Consider the following 14,597-nt stretch of genomic DNA (forward strand, 5'->3'; position numbering starts at 1 on the left):
AGGAGACAAAAAACCATGCGCCAACTTTCCTTTTCCATCGTCCTGCGCCAGGCTGCCACCGGCACGCTGGCAGCCGCCGCGCTGCTGGCCGGCACAGCCGCCCAGGCCGGCTCCATCGAGGCCGCCGAGTTCAAGAGCGCCACGCTGCAGCGCAGCTGGACCTACAACGTCTACCTGCCCACGGGCTACGACGCCCAGTCCAGGCTGCGCTACCCCGTCATGTACCTGCTGCACGGCAACGACGGCCAGCGCAACGACTGGCCCGTCAAGGGCAATCTGCTGCGCACGGTGGACCAGCTGATCCAGAACGGAGAGATCCCGCCCGCCATCATCGTCATGCCCGACGCGGGAACGACCTGGTACGTGGACCTCAAGGAGCCCATGGAGACGGCCTTCTTCCAGGACCTAGTCCCCCATGTCGAGAAGAAGTACCGCACCCTCACCAGCCGCGATGGCCGCGTGATCGGCGGCCTGTCCATGGGCGGCTACGGCGCGCTGCGCTACGTGCTCAAGTACCCCGAGAAATTCCAGGCCGCCGCCCTGCTGAGCCCCGCCATCTACAACCCCGAGCCGCCCGCCGATTCCTCGGCACGCTCGGTCAAGGTCTTTGCCGAACCCAACACCGGCGGCCAGTACAGCACCACGGTCTGGAAGAGCTACAACTACCCTGTGCTGTGGGACAGCTTTCTCGCCCGCAAGATCAGCGTGCCCATGTACATCAACTCGGGCGACGACGATGAATTCATGATCGAGTCCGACGCCGCCCAGCTCTACGCCCAGCTGCGCAGGAACAAGCAGCCTGCCGAGCTGCGCATCGTCAACGGCAAGCATGAATGGCCGGTCTGGGAAAGCACCATCGGCGATGCGCTCAAGTACGTGTTCCGCACCGTGCGCCGCCCGCAGGCGGACAACTGAGCCAGGCCATGAAGCAAAAAAAAGGGGAGCCGGCCGGCTCCCCTTTTTGATTGCATCAGCAGGTCTTACAGATTGCCGACCATCTTGGCAGGAATCACCCAGGCGTCGAACTGTTCACCAGTCAGGTGGCCCGATGCCACAGCCGCTTCACGCAGGCTGGAGCCTTCCTTGTGCGCCTTCTTGGCGATGTAGGCCGCCTTGTCGTAGCCAATGTGCGGGTTCAGCGCCGTCACCAGCATCAGCGAGCGCTGCACCAGTTCGGTGATGCGCTCGCGGTTGGGCTCGATGCCCACGGCGCAGTGGTCGTTGAAGCTCTTCATGCCATCAGCCAGCAGGCGCACGCTCTGCAGGAAGTTGTGCGAGACCATGGGGCGGAACACGTTCAGCTCGAAGTTGCCTGAGGCGCCGCCGAAGTTGATGGCCACGTCGTTGCCGAAGACCTGGGCCGCCAGCATGGTCACGGCTTCGCTCTGCGTGGGGTTGACCTTGCCGGGCATGATGGACGAGCCGGGCTCGTTCTCGGGGATGGAGATCTCGCCCAGGCCGCTGCGCGGGCCCGAGGCCAGCCAGCGCACGTCGTTGGCGATCTTCATCATGCTGGCGGCCAGCGTCTTGAGCGCGCCGTGGGCGTGGACCAGGCCGTCGCACGAGGCCAGGGCCTCGAACTTGCTGGGCGCCGTCACGAACGGGTAGCCGGTGAGCTTGGACAGCTCGGCCGCCACGCCCTCGGCATAGCCCTTGGGCGCATTCAGGCCCGTGCCCACGGCCGTGCCGCCCAGCGCCAGCTCGTACAGGTGCGGCAGCGCGGCGCGCACATGCTTTTCGCCATGGGCCAGCTGGGCCACCCAGCCCGAGATTTCCTGGCCCAGCGTCAGCGGCGTGGCGTCCTGCAGATGGGTGCGGCCGATCTTGACGATGTCGGCATAGGCCTCGCTCTTGGCCTGCAGCGTGTTGCGCAGCAGGGCAATGGCGGGCAGCAGCTTTTGCTCGATGGCCGTGACGGCAGCCACGTGCATGGCGGTCGGGAACACGTCGTTGCTCGACTGGCTCTTGTTCACGTCGTCATTGGGGTGGACCAGGCGCGACTCGCCGCGCTCGCCACCGAGGATTTCGCTGGCGCGGTTGGCCAGCACCTCGTTGACGTTCATGTTGGTCTGCGTGCCCGAGCCGGTCTGCCAGACCACCAGCGGGAACTCGTCCGGGTGCTTGCCGGCGATCACCTCGTCGGCGGCGGCCAGGATGGCCTGGGTCTTCTTCTCGTCGAGCAGGCCCAGCTTGTGGTTGACGGTGGCCGAGGCCTTCTTGACCTGGGCCAGCGCGTGGATGATCTCGCGCGGCTGCTGCTCTCCGCTGATGTCGAAGTTCTGCAGCGAACGCTGCGTCTGCGCACCCCAGAGCTTGTCTGCGGGGACGGCTATGGGTCCGAAAGTGTCTTTTTCCTGGCGGGTCGCGGTCATTGGTATGGACTCCTTGGTGAAAACAACGCGGCGCAGTTGGCTGGAGGCAGGTCGGCGGGCCGCGCAGGACGTGGCTCGGGGATATCTGGCTGGCAGGGCCGCAATGGCAAAAACCCGCTCATGGTAACTCCGTAAATGGGAACCTCTCGCATCCGTCCCCCACTGAGGTGTCGCCGAGGCGGGCTTGTCCAGGCAAACCCCTCGACTCTTGTACAAGACTGCGCCCATTGCGTGCACTTTTCCCCCTGCAGCGCCGATAATCGCCCCCGGGATTCCCCTCCCCTGTTCCCCCGATCAAAAAGACACCCCACCGATGACCACCACGATCCGCCAGCAGGACCTGATCGATTCGATCGCAGGCGCCCTGCAGTACATCAGCTACTACCACCCCGCCGACTACATCGCCCACCTGGCCCGCGCCTACGAACGCGAGCAGAGCCCGGCGGCCAAGGACGCGATGGCCCAGATCCTGACCAACTCCAAGATGTCGGCCACCGGCCACCGCCCGATCTGCCAGGACACCGGCATCGTCAACGTGTTCCTGAAGGTGGGCATGGACGTGCGCTGGGAAGGCTTCACGGGCGGCCTGGAAGACGCCATCAACGAAGGCGTACGCCGCGGCTACAACCACCCCGAGAACACGCTGCGTGCCTCGGTTGTGGCCGATCCGCTGTTCGCGCGCAAGAACACCAAGGACAACACGCCTGCCGTCATCAACGTGCAGATCGTGCCCGGCGACAAGCTGGACGTGACCGTGGCGGCCAAGGGCGGCGGCTCGGAGAACAAGTCCAAGATGATCATGATGAACCCCAGCGACAACCTGGTGGACTGGGTTCTCAAGACCGTTCCGACCATGGGCGCGGGCTGGTGCCCGCCGGGCATGCTGGGCATCGGCATCGGCGGCACCGCCGAGAAGGCCGTGCTGCTGGCCAAGGAAAGCCTGATGGAAGACCTGGACATGTACGAGCTGCAGGCCAAGGCCGCGCGCGGAGAAAAGCTCGACCAGGTCGAGGAACTGCGCCTGGAGCTGTACGAGAAGGTCAACGCCCTGGGCATCGGCGCGCAAGGCCTGGGCGGCCTGGCCACCGTGCTGGACATCAAGATCAAGATGTACCCCACGCACGCGGCCTCCAAGCCCGTGGCCATGATCCCCAACTGCGCGGCCACGCGCCACGCGCACTTCGTGATGGACGGCTCCGGCGCGGTCTACATGGACGCGCCCTCGCTGGACCTGTGGCCCAAGATCGACTGGGAGCCTGACTACAACAAGTCGCGCCGCGTGGACCTCAACGCACTGACCAAGGAAGAAGTGGCCAGCTGGAAGCCCGGCGACACCCTGCTGCTCAACGGCAAGATGCTCACGGGCCGCGATGCCGCCCACAAGCGCATCCAGGACATGCTGGCCAAGGGCGAAAAGCTGCCCGTGGACTTCACCAACCGCGTGATCTACTACGTCGGCCCCGTGGACCCGGTCAAGGACGAAGCCGTGGGCCCCGCAGGCCCGACCACGGCCACCCGCATGGACAAGTTCACCGACATGATGCTGGAGCAGACCGGCCTGATCGCCATGATCGGCAAGGCCGAGCGCGGCCCGGTGGCCATCGAGTCCATCAAGAACCACAAGTCGGCCTACCTGATGGCCGTGGGCGGCGCCGCCTACCTGGTGTCCAAGGCCATCAAGAACGCCAAGGTCGTGGGCTTCGAGGACCTGGGCATGGAAGCCATCTACGAATTCGACGTGGTGGACATGCCCGTGACCGTGGCCGTGGATGCCGGCGGCACCAGCGCCCACATCACCGGCCCTGCCGAATGGCAAAAGCGCATCGCGTCCGGCGAGTTCAAGACCATTGAGATCGCCTCGGCCTGAAGCTTCCGGCAAGCGCAGAAAAACCGCCTTCGGGCGGTTTTTCATTTGCGTTCATCGGGGCCGGGAATCTCCAGGCATTCCCTGCTCAGTAGACAAGGTTTGCACTGAACTCCCAGAAATTCCCATCTCCCCCATCCGACACCGAAGACCCTCCATCCACCACATAGATCCAGGGAGCCACGCGATCGCCGGGCAACAACGGCACGACGGCCTCACCGCAAACACTGGCAAGTTCGGCCGGCCGCGGTGAGGAATAGCTGCCGCCGATGACCATGGTGTTCTTGAGCGTGCCGCCTGCGTCGGCCACAAACAGGCCCAGCCATATCAGCTTGTTTGCACTGGTGGCGCTGACGGTCGCCCGTGCGTTCACCCTGATCCAGCAACTGGAGCCCGCCGAAGGATTCAGGCGGCATCCATTGAACACCCGACCTTCCGTAGAAATAGTTGCGGATTCCAGCCAACCTTGGGCCCAAGCGCTACCCAAATCCAATGGAAACCTTGCAGAAGCGGGAATAACCCGTCCATTGGGCATGCTGCGGCCCGAATAAAACCCTTGGCGCACCATGGCAGCCGGACCCGCGATCTTTATGGGCCAGGCGCCCGTTGCATTGGAGCCATCGGCTTTTGCATCGGCCACTCCACTGATTTTGACGACCACAGCCGGAAACACCTCATTGGCCACACGGTAACGGATGGTGTAGCTGCCATCCGGCAAGCCGTCCAGAGATCCCGCATCCAGATAGTTTCCACGGGAATCCGTGGAGCGGGAATGCAAAACCCAGGGTGCATCATTGATAGAGGAATACACCGGTGCCTTTGGTGTCGCGCCCGTCACGCTCCACACCTGGGCGCTTCCGCGGATGTAATTCGTCGTACTGGTATTGAGTGTTCCATGGGTTGGCAAAAACCACATGTCAGACACTTCGGCAATCCATGGACCAAAGTACTGCATTGCATGCAAATCTGCAGCCACGGGCTGCTTGGCCACATATTCTGTGCCGTTGTCCTGCAATACGCCGTCGAAGAGCTTTTTCCAGGAATTCCAGCTATTGTCACCCTGTGTGCTCAGCTTGGGAAACAGGGTTTTGGCGGGACCCAGATCCTCCATGGCCCTGCGCGCCGCTGAATGCAGAAGCTTGTGCCCCACATTGGTAGGATGGAGCCCGTCCGTTCCTACCAGGCCAAGGCGGCAGCACGGCCACACGGGCAACTCGAAACTCCCGTTGACCACGGCCAGACCCTTGATATATTCATCCAGTGCCAGCCAGGACGCCATGGCAGATCGATGGCTGACGGCCACAGGATTGGCAAGATTTTCCGCGCAATACAACTGGTTCAAGAGACCGGCATTGTCGTTATTGAAAAATACAGGCAGAAAATGCCGGTTCAACAAGGATGCCGGCGCGCCGTGCACCCTGTCATAGGGAGTTTCACTGGCATATAAAATCACGACCGAGGGAAGCTGGGCTCGCAGGAAATCAAATAGCCTCTTGGCATTCGCCTTGACCACATCAACGCTCTCGCCGCTTTGGAAGAAGTCGTTAATACCCAACGCGACGATCACCATGTCGGGACTATCCTGTACACAGCGTTGTGCGGGAGTCATGGATCCATAAGTGGGCTGGTCCATGGCATTTCTGAACGTATAGCCATTCTTGCTCAGATCCGTCACTTCAACGGATTCTCCACCGGATTGCATGGAGCTTTGCAGCAATACTGGCCAGGGCGCGTCATACATGCCTTGCTGAGCACTGATGCTATCGCCGAGGATTGCAATTTTCTTTGCCATTTTGTTCACCTTTTGCAGATTTCCAACAACCACCATGTGATGGCAGGTACATCATCACGCAATAGGCAGAACAATTGACCCGGTTTTCGATGTGCTTGTGCACAGCACAACTCTTGCATCATTTAGTGTGCGCCACATTCTTCAGCCGCATCTCCGAAAAAAATCATGGATAGAGACAAGATATCTGCCGCCCAATGCATGGATGGGGAAACACCCTCTGTCCGCATTCGTATATAGCGTCTACCGGCAAGACTCTTCACCGGCACCATCAATGTGTGCAAAACTGCGCCCCTTCAAACCTGCCCCGGATACCCAACAATGCCCCTCGTGCTTGCCCTCATCGCCCTGCTGGCCGTGACCAGCCTGGCCTGGCGCCTGTCCTCCCGCCGCCATGTCCTGCCCTGCCCGTCCTGGCTGCGCTGGATGGTCGAGCTTGACAACCCCTTCGCGGCCAGCAACAAGGCCGCCTTCATCGTCGGGCAACTGCAGATCCAGCCGGGCATGAAGGTGCTGGACGCAGGCTGCGGCCCGGGCCGCGTCACCCTGCCATTGGCACGTGCCGTCGGCGCGCAGGGACAGGTGCTGGCCGTGGACCTGCAGCCGGCCATGCTCGAACAGGTGGCTGCCAAGGCGCGCGCCCAGGGGCTGGAGAATGTGCGCACCCAGGCGGCTGCGCTGGGCCAGGGGCAGCTCGCAGCCGAGCAGCACGACCGCGCCGTGATGGCCGCCGTGCTGGGAGAGATCCCGGACCGCCAGGCCGCGCTGGCCGATATCTTCCAGAGCCTGCGCCCCGGCGGCCTGCTGGCCGTGGCCGAGCTGGTCTTCGACCCGCATTTCCAGCGCCGCACCAGCGTGGAAAAGCTGGCACGCGAGGCAGGCTTCATCCCCCACTCCTTCCACGGCCATGCAGCCGCCTATCTGCTGGTACTGCAGCGCCCTCTCCAACCATGACCACCACACATTCCCCTGTAGCGACCCTGCGGACACCGCGCCTGATACTGCGCCAGTGGCAGGCCAGCGACCGGCAGCCCTTTGCCGCGCTGAATGCCGACCCACAGGTCATGGAGCACTTTCCGGCACTGCTCAGCCGTGAACAAAGCGATGCCATGGCAGACAGGATCCAGGCACTGATCGAGGAACGCGGCTGGGGCTTCTGGGCGGCAGAGCACCTTGCCAGCGGCGAGTTCGTGGGCTTCATCGGGCTGCATACTCCCGCAGCGTCTTTGCCGTTCTCGCCCTGTGTGGAAATCGGCTGGCGGCTCGCCCGGCCTTTCTGGGGCCAGGGCCTGGCCAGCGAAGGCGCACGGGCGGCGCTGGAGCACGGCTTCAGCACGTTGCATCTGGAGTCCATCGTCTCGTTCACCGCGCTGTCCAACCTGCGCTCGCAGGCCGTGATGCAGCGCCTGGGCATGGAGCGCGACGCCCATGACTTCGACCATCCGGAGGTGCCGGCAGGCCATGCACTGCGCAGGCATTGCCTGTACCGCCTGACGCATGCCCAATGGCTGCAGCAGCAAGCCATGGCCACAGCATGAACGCGCCCGAGCGGGCATACTGGGCGCCGCCTCCAAAAGCCTTTATCCGCATCTCCACATGACCTCCCCGGCCTCTCCCATCGGCGTCTTCGACAGCGGCATCGGCGGCCTCAGCGTGCTGCAGGCGCTGCGCCATGAACTGCCGCATGAGCGCTTCGTCTACCTGGCCGACAGCGGCAATGCACCCTATGGCGATGCGCGTGGCGATGCCTTCGTGCAGCAGCGCACGCGCACCATTGCGCGCCATCTGCGCGAGCAGCACCAGATCAAGGTGCTGGTGATCGCCTGCAACACAGCCACGGCAGCGGCCGTGGACATGCTGCGCGCCGAAATGCCCGAACTGCCCCTGATCGGCGTGGAGCCCGCCATCAAGCCCGCTTCGCTGTCGAGCCAGACCGGCCACGTGGGCGTGATGGCCACACGCGGCACGGTGAGCAGCGCACGCTTTGCACGCCTGGTGGCCGACCATGGCCAGCGCGTTCAATTCCATGTCCAGCCCTGCGACGGACTGGCCAAGGCCATCGAGGAAAGCACGGAGCAACCCGTTCCCGCCGACCCCATGGCCACCGAGGTGGCGCAACTGTGCGCCAAGTATGTGAATGCCCTAGGCAGCTTCGGACAGAAGACGGGCGAGATGGATTCCCTGGTGCTGGGCTGCACCCACTACATATTCGCCCGCGAGCAGTTGCGCACGCTGCTGGGGCCGGACATCCAGTTCATCGACACCGGCGCTCCGGTGGCCCGCCAGACGCGGCGCGTGCTGGACCGCCTGGGCACCCTGGCCAGCGAATCAGGCCCCTTGCCCGCGGCAGAGGGCCAGGTCCAGCTGATGACCACGGGATCGCTGCAGGCCCTGCAGTCCGCCGCATCGCGCTGGCTGGAGCTGCCCGCGCAATGCTGCTCGTCCGTTCAGGTCGGCGAATCCAGCGCCGTCCCCACTGCCGCTTGAATCAGGGCTGCGCTTGCCACAGGCGCCGGCCCGAGTGGTCCATCCAGCTCAGGTACAGCCGCAGCTCGAACTCCAGCTGGTGGTAGTCGGGTTCCATGTGCGTGCACAGCTGGTAGAAGGCCTTGTCGTGGTCGGGCTCGCGCAGATGGGCCAGCTCGTGGACGACGATCATGCGCAAGAAAGCCTCGGGCGCCTGCTTGAACAGTGCGCCGATGCGGATCTCATGCCGTGCATTGAGGCGGCTTCCCTGCACCACGGTGCGGCGCGTGTGCAGGCCCAGGGCGTTGTGGACCACATGGATGCGGCCGTCGTAGGCCACCTTGTTCAGCGTGCCGGCATTGCGCATGTGCCGGCCCTTGAGGGCATCCACGTAGTCATAGAGGCTCTTGTCCGTGCGCACGGCATGCGCCTCGGGATGCTTGCGCAGCAGCCAGGCCTCGGCCTTGTCATCGGCCAGCCAGCCACGCACCTGTGACTGCAGCGCGGCCGGGTAGGCGGACAGGTAGGGAAGCGGCAGCGCGCCACCGGCCACCTCGCGCCGCTGCTCGCGCTGGCGGCGCACGGTCTCGGTGACTGCTCCGGAATACTTGGGCGTGCTGGCCTGTGCCGCCATGGCTGTACGCTGCGCGGGGCAGCGCCTTGCGCTCAATGCAGGTGGCGAGGGCGGCGGTTGCCGCCGTGGCCCGAACCCGATCCACCCATGCCACGCGGCGGCTTGCCGATCTCCAGCGAACTGACCAGGGCGTCGAAGCGCTGGGAGAACAGCTTGTCGATCTCCTGCACCACACCACCCAGCTCGGAGCCGTCGAAATGGCGCTCCATCAGGTTGACCACGTCCTGCACCAGCAGATCGCGCTGCACCTGCATGATGGCCGCGGGCGTCGGGCCAACGAAGAGCATGACGAAGTCGTCGCGCGACTCGGCCTCTTCGGACTCCTCTTCCTCGTCGAACTCGGTGTCGTAGAAGGTCACCTCGATGGCCGCGCCCTGCTCGGCCAGCTCGTTGATGCCCATGCACATGTCGTCCAGCGACTGGCGGAAATCCTCGTCACCACGCACGGTCCAGCACACCTGGAGCAGGCGCTCCTTGGTATCGAACTGGATGCCTGGCTCTTCCTCATAGACGCTGCCAGCGCCATCGGCCAGGGAACGGGCCCCCGCATACTTCCACAGCGGACCCAGCGCTTCCTGCAACTGCTCGTAGGTCGTGTCGGGGCGCAGCAGCACTTGGCCGTGCACGTGGATTTCAAATGGAGCGTTGTAATTCGACATGTTCTCGTCTGGGATGAGTTTGGCCACACCTGTCACGCCGCACCATGTGCCACGATCAACGTCAACGGAACGCATGCAGGCATCGCCATCACTGTCTGCCCGAGCCGCGCCATCCAGGCAAGCAGCCCGGGGCCTGATGAATGGATTCTCGCACGTTATGCCAACGGGCAAGGTCTTGGCAACGCATGGACACCGTGCAGCGCAGCAAGCGGGCAGGCCCGTCGATGCACGTTGCGGCACGACGCCTGAATTTGCGGAACAGCAGGCGCCTTAGCTGCTTCAATCCGCTACCGTATAGATAGCAACAATGCCTAGTACGTATTGGGTTGTGGTGCCCCGAGCCGGGATCGAACCGGCACGCCCCTGTTCGGAAGCGGCGGATTTTAAGTCCGCAGTGTCTACCAATTTCACCATCGGGGCCCTGCACCGCAGCGTCACAGGTCAGCGCGAACTGCTCACGCCTGCAACTGCAGCACCAACGAAAAAGGGAAGCGTTACCGCTTCCCTTTTTTCTGAATTGGAGCGGGAAAACGGGTTCGAACCGTCGACCTCAACCTTGGCAAGGTTGCGCTCTACCAACTGAGCTATTCCCGCGTATCTATAAAGCTGTGCGCTTCACAGAGCAGACTTGAATTCTAGCGCAGATTTTTGGTGCTTCGGAAGAAGCCCGGAAAAAATCTGCACCAAGGCAGATCGCAGCCCGCCTTGCACCTTGCGGCGGCAGGCTGCTTCACCGTCGACGCCTACTTGCCGTCGATGCGATCCTGCATGCGCTTGGCCCGCTGTTCGGACGGCGGATGGGAGCTCAGGATGGAGCTGCCGCCGCTGCCGGCGCTGAGCTTGGCCAGCTTCTGGAACGATGTGACCAGCCCCTGGCGGCTCATCTTCTTTTCCGTGAGCAGATCGAAGGAGTAGTCATCAGCCGCCGACTCCTGCGACTGCGAGAACTGGGCATTGATGAACTTCTCACCCAGATCACCCGCCTGCGAACGCGACAGCGAGGCCAGCGCCGAATTGCCGCTATTGGCCGCAATAGAGCGTGCAGCCGAAGCCGCATAGGCCGTCTGCATGCGCTTCTTGCTGTGACCCAGTGCCACGTGCCCGATTTCATGGCCAATCACGCCACGCAGCTCGTCATCGTTCATCAGATCCATCAGGCCGCTGTAGACACGGATACAGCCATTGGCCATGGCCCAGGCATTCACGTCCTGCGTCATATAGACCTTGTAGACAGCCTTCTTCCCATTGACAGCCTGCGGCATGCCGGCAATCACCTTGTTCAGCCGCAGCGTGTACTTGCTCTTTGCATCTGCCACCTTGTTCTGGGCATCCATGGCTGCGCAGGAATCATTGGACAGCGTGACCACGTCGTCATCCGTGAGCGTCATGGCCTTCATGGCCGTGGAGCCCGAATCCAGCAACCCGCCCACATCGGCAGACTCCATGGTTTTACAGCCCGCCAGCACCACGCCGCTGGCAACAATCGCCGTCAATAACTTGATCTTCATAATCCCTCCCGATAAATGAAGCGCGCATCATATCCACGACCCCCCAATTCAATCTACCGGCAATGACAACCCATTTGCAATTTCTTGCAATTTCTCAATGGATAAGCAATGTCAAATTTCAATGACGACTGCTCATTCAAAACAAATGGAAACAATTAAATTCACCAAATCAGCAATGAATGACCAAAACAGGCATGCAGCCATGCTGTCGATGCACAGAGCGTGAAGCACCGCCATGGCACTGAATCGGAAGAGAAAAAGATGCGCCAGCCAAATCGAGGCCGCTGCGGAGACATGGCACCAAGGACCAACAACGATCCGTGATGCAGAAAAAGAAAAAGGCCCCGAGGGGCCTTTTGAACACTGTGTCTGCAATGAATTTTTGGAGGCGCGAACCAGAGTCGAACTGGTCTAACCGGATTTGCAATCCGGGGCATAACCGCTTTGCTATCGCGCCATGGATTGTTGCCATGCTGAAACCATCAACACAGCCAATTTGGAGCGGGAAAACGGGTTCGAACCGTCGACCTATACCTTGGCAAGGTATCGCTCTACCAACTGAGCTATTCCCGCATATCCGCTTTACCGGAAGTCCGCTATTATATACCGGGCTCCGCGATGGTATGCATTGTAACGCATATTTTTTGGTCTTTTTGGCAAACCAGCCCGTTTTTGATGACGGGCCGGTTTTCCGGTCAGGACCGCAGCCCGTCAGTGCTTGACGGCACGCGAGCGGCGCGCTGGCGCGGCCTTGGCGGCAGTGGCAGCGACCGCAGCGGCTGGCACCACCGGCACGGGTTCTGCAGCCGGCGCATCGCTGTCGCTCAGCGGCGCAGGCGTGGTTTCGAGCGCCACTTCCAGCACCTTGTCGATCCAGCGCACCGGCACGATCTCCAGACCGCTCTTGACGTTGTCGGGGATCTCGGCCAGGTCCTTGACGTTCTCTTCCGGGATCATCACGGTCTTGATGCCGCCACGCAGCGCAGCCAGCAGCTTTTCCTTCAAGCCACCGATGGCCGTCACTTCACCACGCAAGGTGATCTCGCCGGTCATCGCCACATCGGCGCGCACCGGGATCCCGGTCAGCACCGACACCAGCGCGGTCGTCATCGCGGCACCGGCGCTGGGGCCATCCTTGGGAGTGGCGCCATCGGGCACGTGGATGTGGATGTCGCGCTTTTCGAACACGTCATCGCGGATACCGAGCGAGCGCGCACGGCTGCGCACCACGGTGCGGGCCGCCTCGACCGACTCCTTCATCACATCGCCCAGCGAGCCAGTGCGGTTGATGACGCCCTTGCCGGGCATGGCTGCTGCTTCGATGGTCAGCAGATCGCCGCCCACCTCGGTCCAGGCCAGACCCACGACCTGGCCCACCTGGTTCTTCTGCTCTGCATGGCCATACGTGAACTTGCGCACGCCCAGGTAGTCGGGCAGATTGTCGGCCGTCACCTGCACCGGTGCCTGCGCCTTGCCCAGCTGGATGTTCTTGACCACCTTGCGGCAGATCTTGGACAGTTCACGCTCGAGCGAACGCACACCGGCTTCACGGGTGTAGTAGCGCACGATGTCGCGCACGGCGTCCTCACGCAACTCGAGTTCACCGGCCTTGACGCCGTTGTTCTCGATCTGCTTGGGCAGCAGGTAGCGCATCGCGATATTGGTCTTCTCGTCTTCGGTGTAACCGGCCAGGCGGATCACTTCCATCCGGTCCAGCAACGCCGGCGGGATGTTCATCGAGTTCGAGGTGGCGACAAACATCACATCGCTGAGGTCGAAGTCGACTTCCACATAGTGGTCGCCGAACTTGCTGTTCTGCTCGGGGTCGAGCACCTCCAGCAAGGCACTGGACGGGTCGCCCCGGAAATCCATGCCCAGCTTGTCGATTTCATCGAGCAGGAACAGCGGATTGCGCGTGCCGACCTTGGACAGGTTCTGCAGCACCTTGCCTGGCATCGCGCCGATGTAGGTGCGGCGGTGACCCCGGATCTCGGCCTCGTCGCGCATGCCGCCTAGCGCCATGCGCACATACTTGCGCCCGGTGGCCTTGGCAATCGACTGGCCCAGCGAGGTCTTGCCGACGCCAGGTGGGCCGACCAGGCACAGGATCGGTGCCTTGACCTTGTCGACGCGCTGCTGCACCGCGAGGTATTCGAGGATGCGGTCCTTGACCTTGTCGAGGCCATAGTGGTCTTCGTTGAGCACGTCCTCGGCCACCACCAGGTCCTTCTTGACCTTGGTTTTCTTGCCCCAGGGCAGGTTCACCAGGGTTTCGATGTAGTTGCGGACCACCGAGGCTTCGGCGGACATCGGCGACATCAGCTTGAGCTTCTTGAGCTCGCCTTCGGCCTTCTTGCGCGCATCCTGCGTCATCTTGGCGAGCTTGATCTTTTTCTCAAGGTCTTCCAAATCAGCGCCGTCCTCGCCCTCGCCCAGCTCCTTCTGGATCGCCTTGACCTGCTCGTTCAGGTAGAAGTCGCGCTGGCTCTTTTCCATCTGCTTTTTGACGCGGCCACGGATCTTCTTGTCGACATTGAGGATGTCGACTTCGCGTTCGAGCTGGTCGTACAGGTTTTCCAGGCGGTCCTGCACCTTTTGCAGCTCCAGCACGGCCTGCTTGTTCTCCAGCTTCAGCGGCAGGTGGGCGGCAATGGTGTCGGCCAGACGGCCGGCATCATCGATGCCGGAGATGGAGGTCAGGATCTCGGACGGGATCTTCTTGTTCAATTTGACGTACTGGTCAAACTGCTGCATCACGGCGCGGCGCAGGGCCTCGATCTCGCTGGCCTTGTCGGCGCTGTCGCCGGCCTCTACCGGTTCAATCTGGGCGGTGAAGTAGTCCTCGCCTTCCGCAATCTCCTGCACCAGCGCGCGCTGCACGCCCTCGACCAGCACCTTGACGGTGCCATCGGGGAGTTTGAGCATCTGCAGGATGGTCGAGACGCAACCAACGTTGAACATGTCGTTGACGGTGGGATCGTCCTTGGCGGCCGTCTTCTGGGCCACCAGCATGATCTTGCGGTCGCCCTCCATCGCGGTCTCCAAGGCCTTGATGCTCTTGGGACGGCCAACGAACAGCGGGATCACCATGTGCGGAAAAACGACCACGTCCCGCAGCGGGAGCATGGGCAATTCCAGGGAATGGGAGGAAGGGGTGTGGTTGTCGGACATGAAAATCCTTTTGAAACTTGTACGAAGATGATTCGTAAAAGTGATTTTTCAACCCTTGGCCATCAAAAACCAGGGGCCGGGGCGGGTGCAGGCCGGCAAATACACCCTCAAGCCCTTTGGATACAGCCCGGCAG

11 protein-coding genes and 4 tRNA genes are annotated in these 14,597 nt (G+C 62.4%); 5 read left to right on the plus strand and 10 right to left on the minus strand.

Translation table 11 applies throughout. The features are described 5' to 3' along the window. Positions 1–15 precede the first annotated feature (15 nt). A complete protein-coding gene (locus tag ACHWUQ_RS04045; RefSeq protein ID WP_012204540.1) occupies positions 16–915 on the plus strand; it encodes an alpha/beta hydrolase family protein in 900 nt (299 codons plus the stop codon). A gap of 65 nt (positions 916–980) precedes the next feature. Here the strand turns inward: ACHWUQ_RS04045 and fumC are convergent, their stop codons facing one another. After that, positions 981–2,372: a class II fumarate hydratase gene (gene fumC / locus ACHWUQ_RS04050; RefSeq protein ID WP_394680415.1), complete on the minus strand. Its 1,392-nt coding sequence runs from the start codon at positions 2,370–2,372 to the stop codon at positions 981–983. Between the two features lie 313 nt (positions 2,373–2,685). Between fumC and ACHWUQ_RS04055 the strand changes: the two genes are divergently transcribed. Further along, on the plus strand, positions 2,686–4,239 hold the full coding sequence (locus ACHWUQ_RS04055) for a fumarate hydratase (RefSeq protein WP_034391754.1): 1,554 nt from the start codon (positions 2,686–2,688) through the stop codon (positions 4,237–4,239). 85 nt (positions 4,240–4,324) lie between these two features. Here the strand turns inward: ACHWUQ_RS04055 and ACHWUQ_RS04060 are convergent, their stop codons facing one another. Further along, complete coding sequence (locus ACHWUQ_RS04060; protein WP_394680416.1) at positions 4,325–6,028, minus strand: SGNH/GDSL hydrolase family protein; 1,704 nt, start codon at positions 6,026–6,028, stop codon at positions 4,325–4,327. Positions 6,029–6,346: 318 nt separating this feature from the next. Between ACHWUQ_RS04060 and ACHWUQ_RS04065 the strand changes: the two genes are divergently transcribed. From ACHWUQ_RS04065 to murI, 3 genes are read left to right on the plus strand one after another with little or no spacing between them, the layout of a single operon-like run. After that, positions 6,347–6,979 (plus strand): class I SAM-dependent methyltransferase, encoded by a 633-nt coding sequence (locus ACHWUQ_RS04065; protein ID WP_394680417.1) that lies wholly within the window; start codon positions 6,347–6,349, stop codon positions 6,977–6,979. After that, entirely contained in the window at positions 6,976–7,563 is a 588-nt protein-coding gene (locus tag ACHWUQ_RS04070; protein WP_394680418.1) for a GNAT family N-acetyltransferase, read from the plus strand. The genes ACHWUQ_RS04065 and ACHWUQ_RS04070 overlap by 4 nt, the downstream gene beginning before the upstream one ends. 58 nt (positions 7,564–7,621) lie before the next feature. Continuing rightward, entirely contained in the window at positions 7,622–8,512 is an 891-nt protein-coding gene (murI, locus tag ACHWUQ_RS04075) for a glutamate racemase (RefSeq protein ID WP_099734160.1), read from the plus strand. A gap of 1 nt (position 8,513) precedes the next feature. Here the strand turns inward: murI and ACHWUQ_RS04080 are convergent, their stop codons facing one another. The 8 genes from ACHWUQ_RS04080 to lon all read right to left on the minus strand — a co-directional run bounded on the left by ACHWUQ_RS04080 (position 8,514) and on the right by lon (position 14,463). Further along, positions 8,514–9,125: a M48 family metallopeptidase gene (locus tag ACHWUQ_RS04080; RefSeq protein WP_012204534.1), complete on the minus strand. Its 612-nt coding sequence runs from the start codon at positions 9,123–9,125 to the stop codon at positions 8,514–8,516. Between the two features lie 32 nt (positions 9,126–9,157). Next, positions 9,158–9,784 (minus strand): DUF6806 family protein, encoded by a 627-nt coding sequence (locus ACHWUQ_RS04085; RefSeq protein WP_013803265.1) that lies wholly within the window; start codon positions 9,782–9,784, stop codon positions 9,158–9,160. A gap of 329 nt (positions 9,785–10,113) precedes the next feature. Beyond that, positions 10,114–10,204: transfer RNA gene (locus ACHWUQ_RS04090), tRNA-Leu, on the minus strand. A 98-nt stretch (positions 10,205–10,302) separates the two neighbouring features. After that, positions 10,303–10,378 (minus strand) — tRNA-Gly (locus tag ACHWUQ_RS04095). A 149-nt stretch (positions 10,379–10,527) separates the two neighbouring features. Next, a complete protein-coding gene (locus ACHWUQ_RS04100) occupies positions 10,528–11,292 on the minus strand; it encodes a M48 family metalloprotease (protein ID WP_043824220.1) in 765 nt (254 codons plus the stop codon). A 383-nt stretch (positions 11,293–11,675) separates the two neighbouring features. Further along, positions 11,676–11,749 (minus strand) — tRNA-Cys (locus ACHWUQ_RS04105). Between the two features lie 40 nt (positions 11,750–11,789). Beyond that, positions 11,790–11,865: transfer RNA gene (locus tag ACHWUQ_RS04110), tRNA-Gly, on the minus strand. A 138-nt stretch (positions 11,866–12,003) separates the two neighbouring features. Continuing rightward, a complete protein-coding gene (lon, locus tag ACHWUQ_RS04115) occupies positions 12,004–14,463 on the minus strand; it encodes an endopeptidase La (RefSeq protein WP_394680419.1) in 2,460 nt (819 codons plus the stop codon). Positions 14,464–14,597: the final 134 nt, after the last annotated feature.

It is taken from the genome of uncultured Comamonas sp. (assembly GCF_964277875.1).
Classification (GTDB): Bacteria; Pseudomonadota; Gammaproteobacteria; order Burkholderiales; family Burkholderiaceae_C; genus Comamonas; species Comamonas sediminis.

What these genes read in the sequence shown, in the direction of transcription:
- ACHWUQ_RS04080 (WP_012204534.1), bottom strand. Translation starts at nt 9,125, where the DNA reads ATGGCGGCACAGGCCAGCACGCCCAAGTATTCCGGAGCAGTCACCGAG.
- fumC (WP_394680415.1), bottom strand. Translation starts at nt 2,372, where the DNA reads ATGACCGCGACCCGCCAGGAAAAAGACACTTTCGGACCCATAGCCGTC.
- ACHWUQ_RS04100 (WP_043824220.1), bottom strand. Translation starts at nt 11,292, where the DNA reads ATGAAGATCAAGTTATTGACGGCGATTGTTGCCAGCGGCGTGGTGCTG.
- ACHWUQ_RS04065 (WP_394680417.1), top strand. Translation starts at nt 6,347, where the DNA reads ATGCCCCTCGTGCTTGCCCTCATCGCCCTGCTGGCCGTGACCAGCCTG.
- ACHWUQ_RS04070 (WP_394680418.1), top strand. Translation starts at nt 6,976, where the DNA reads ATGACCACCACACATTCCCCTGTAGCGACCCTGCGGACACCGCGCCTG.
- ACHWUQ_RS04085 (WP_013803265.1), bottom strand. Translation starts at nt 9,784, where the DNA reads ATGTCGAATTACAACGCTCCATTTGAAATCCACGTGCACGGCCAAGTG.
- ACHWUQ_RS04055 (WP_034391754.1), top strand. Translation starts at nt 2,686, where the DNA reads ATGACCACCACGATCCGCCAGCAGGACCTGATCGATTCGATCGCAGGC.
- ACHWUQ_RS04045 (WP_012204540.1), top strand. Translation starts at nt 16, where the DNA reads ATGCGCCAACTTTCCTTTTCCATCGTCCTGCGCCAGGCTGCCACCGGC.
- murI (WP_099734160.1), top strand. Translation starts at nt 7,622, where the DNA reads ATGACCTCCCCGGCCTCTCCCATCGGCGTCTTCGACAGCGGCATCGGC.
- lon (WP_394680419.1), bottom strand. Translation starts at nt 14,463, where the DNA reads ATGTCCGACAACCACACCCCTTCCTCCCATTCCCTGGAATTGCCCATG.
- ACHWUQ_RS04060 (WP_394680416.1), bottom strand. Translation starts at nt 6,028, where the DNA reads ATGGCAAAGAAAATTGCAATCCTCGGCGATAGCATCAGTGCTCAGCAA.